4 protein-coding genes and 1 pseudogene are annotated in these 3,058 nt (G+C 69.9%); 3 read left to right on the forward strand and 2 right to left on the reverse strand.

All coding sequences use genetic code 11. The features are described 5' to 3' along the window. The 3 genes from nadC to Q0U08_RS19370 all read left to right on the forward strand — a co-directional run. Positions 1-750 (forward strand): carboxylating nicotinate-nucleotide diphosphorylase (gene nadC / locus Q0U08_RS19360; protein ID WP_298093404.1); only part of this gene is annotated, 750 nt, incomplete at its 5' end. Positions 751-812: 62 nt separating this feature from the next. After that, complete coding sequence (locus Q0U08_RS19365) at positions 813-1,205, forward strand: hypothetical protein (RefSeq protein ID WP_298093406.1); 393 nt, start codon at positions 813-815, stop codon at positions 1,203-1,205. Beyond that, complete coding sequence (locus Q0U08_RS19370) at positions 1,202-1,921, forward strand: ribonuclease T (RefSeq protein WP_298093407.1); 720 nt, start codon at positions 1,202-1,204, stop codon at positions 1,919-1,921. The genes Q0U08_RS19365 and Q0U08_RS19370 overlap by 4 nt, the downstream gene beginning before the upstream one ends. A gap of 9 nt (positions 1,922-1,930) precedes the next feature. On the opposite strand, the gene Q0U08_RS19375 is transcribed toward Q0U08_RS19370, so the two are convergent. Further along, positions 1,931-2,344 (reverse strand): DUF4112 domain-containing protein, encoded by a 414-nt coding sequence (locus tag Q0U08_RS19375; protein WP_298093409.1) that lies wholly within the window; start codon positions 2,342-2,344, stop codon positions 1,931-1,933. Between the two features lie 5 nt (positions 2,345-2,349). Then, positions 2,350-3,058: pseudogene (locus Q0U08_RS19380) on the reverse strand (ABC transporter substrate-binding protein); the annotation flags it as partial.

Here is a 3,058-nt window from a genome sequence, read left to right on the forward strand (position 1 = left end):
GTCATCCCCGCCGATGCGCGGTTCGCCGGCACGATGGCCAGTCGTGATGCGATCGTCGTCGCCGGGCTCTGGCTGGCCGAGGCGTTCTTCCGCCACCTCGACCCGGATGTGGCCATCACCCGGCTGGTGGAGGACGGTACCCGGGTCGAGCCCGGCACGCCGTTGCTGCAACTGGAGGGCAGCGCGCGCGCAATGCTGACCGCGGAGCGCAGCGCGCTCAACACGGTGCAGCATCTGTCGGGTATCGCCACCATGACCGCGACCTATGTGGATGCGCTGGCGGGCACGGGCGCGATCCTGCTCGACACGCGCAAGACGATCCCCGGCCTGCGTCTGCTGGAGAAATACGCCACCCGTACCGGCGGCGCGCAGAACCACCGCATGGGCCTGTGGGATGCGGCGATGATCAAGGACAACCATGTCGCGGTCGCGGGCGGCGTCGCGCAGGCGGTGGAGCGGGCGCGCGCCGCCGGCATCGCGCGCATCATCGTCGAAGTCGACCATATCGACCAGATCGAGCCGGCGATCGCGGCGGGCGCCACGCACCTGCTGCTCGACAACATGGACCCTGCCACGCTGCGCGAGGCGGTGGCGCTGGTGGGTGGCCGCGTGCCGACCGAGGCATCGGGGGGTGTAAGGCTGGAGACGATCGGCGCGATCGGCGCGGCGGGCGTCACCTATGTCAGCGTCGGCCGCCTGACGCAGTCGGCGCCGGCGGCCGATATCGGACTGGATTTCGCCGCGCTCTGATCCATTGCGAGACCTGGCCCGGCGGCGCTATCGTCCGCCATCAATCAAGGGAGACTATCGGGGTGCGTCCCAAGGCAATCATATCGGCGGAATGGCTGTATCTCGCCGCGACGCTGCTGCTGATCGTCACGTCGGCGATGGCGTGGAGCGAGATGGTGGCGTTGTACGGTGCGGGGCTGACCGCGGGCATCACCGCGTTTCTGGTTGGACTGTATATCCTGCTGATCCTGTGTACCACGCGCGGTGGCAGCCGGGTGGCGCTGGGGTTGCTCGCCGCCTTGACCGTAGTGGGGCTGGTGTCGCTTCTGTATCAGGTCGCCACCGGCGTGCTGGCGATGGGGCTGCTCGGCGTGCTCAACACGGTGCAGGGGCTGCTCACCTTTGCCGGGCTGGTGCTGCTGTTCCGTCCGAATGCGCTGGCCTGGTTTCGCGCCAAGGCGGAGATGGCGGCATGACGGGCCCGCGCATGATCCTGGCGGGCGTGGTCGCCGCCGCCTTCGCGCTGCCGGTGGTCGCGCAGGCGCAGGCCTATAGCTGCACGGCGCCGCAGGGGCCGCAACGCATCCGCCCCGACCTGCCGACCGACAAGCAGCCGCGCCGCGTAGTGCCGATCGGCAGCTATACGCTGGCGATCACCTGGAGCCCGCAATATTGCCGGGAGCATGGTGATCGCGGCTCCTTCCAGTGCAATTCGGCCAACGGCTTCGGCTTCACGCTGCACGGGCTGTGGCCGGACGGGAAGGGGGCGGCGTGGCCGCAATATTGCCGGCAGACCGGGCTGATCCCGGCAGCGGTGGTCCGCCGGCACATCTGTGCGACGCCCTCGGCGCAGTTGATGCAGCATGAATGGGCCAAGCATGGCACCTGCATGAGCGGCTATAGCCCGGCCCGCTATTTCCGTCAGTCCAACGCGCTCTACGGGCGGTTGCGCTATCCGGACATGGATGTGCTGTCCCGCCGCGACCTGACCGCGGGCGACCTGGCGCGGGCGATGGCGGGGGCCAATCCGGGATTGCGGCCGGACATGATGCGGGTGACCGCGACGCGGGCCGGCTGGCTGGACGAGCTGTGGATCTGCCTCGACACCGCGTTCCGCTACACGCGCTGCCCGGCGCATCAGGGCGGGGTCAGCCCATCGTCACCGCTGAAGATCTGGCGGGGCGGCCGCTGACCGACCGGCTCACCCCTCCAGCACGACGCCGGCGGGGTAATGCTTGTCCAGATGGCGCTTGATGATGCGCAGGTTGCGGGTGTTCGAGCGGAAATAGATGTCGGCCGCGTCGCCGACGATCGGCACCAGGCCGAGCATCGCATCGAACCCGACATTGCCCATCATCCGCGCCATCTGGAACTTGGACAGCCCCAGATTGCGCGCTTCCCAGACCAGCCACGTGCCCATGGCGGCGGCGATCACATCGCCCACCACCGGGACCAGTCCGACGATCACGTCCAGGCCGACCGGCCGGTTGATGCCGGGGATGACGAACATCCGCTCCAGCACCGCCTCCAGCGCCTCGATCCGGCGCCGAACCGAGGCGACGTCCCGTCCGAGCGGCAGGCTGTCGAAGATGCGGGGATCGATGCGTGTGGTCATGATTGTCAGTTGGTGTCGGCACGCAGCCGGTTCAATGGATGCCAGGCCCGCTGATTGGGCTGCCATTGGCGCAGCCGCGACGCGACCAGCGACCAGCGCAGCGGGCGCGCCAGCGGGATGAACGCTGCGTCCTGGTTCATTGCGATATCGGCGGCGGCGAGTGCCTGCGCCCGGTCGGCGAGCGTCGGGGCCAGCCGCGCCTGTTCCAAGGCCGCCTGCGCCGTCTCGCTGCAGGGACGACAGGCGGTGGCGAGATACCAGCGCGCGCTGTCATAGGGCGCCACCGCATCCACCAGACGGAGGTCGGCTGGCTCGGTTGGCCCCACTCGCACGGCGCCGATGCCGATCGTCTGCAGGGTCGCGGCGATCTGCGCATAGAGCAGGCGCGTGCCGGGTGCGTCGGCAAGGCCGATCGCCAGCCGCACGGGACTGCCCCAGGCAGCGACCCTGGCCCGGGCCTCCGTGCGGCGCTGGTCCAGCGTCTGCAGCGACCAGGGCGGCACTTGTGGCGGCGCGCCTGAGTCCAGCGTTTCCGGCAGCAGCCGGTCCACTGGTTCCCACCCGCGGGCCAGGCTCGCCACCAGCGCCGCCCGGTCGAACGCCTGCGACAATGCCTGACGGTTGGCGGCGTCGGCCAGGAAGCCGTCGCGGCGCGCTACGGCAAGCCCGAACAGGCCGGCGGCCGGGTCCAGTCGGACCGTCGCAGGCGGTGCC

The organism is uncultured Sphingomonas sp. (genome assembly GCF_946477935.1).
Classification (GTDB): Bacteria; Pseudomonadota; Alphaproteobacteria; order Sphingomonadales; family Sphingomonadaceae; genus Sphingomonas.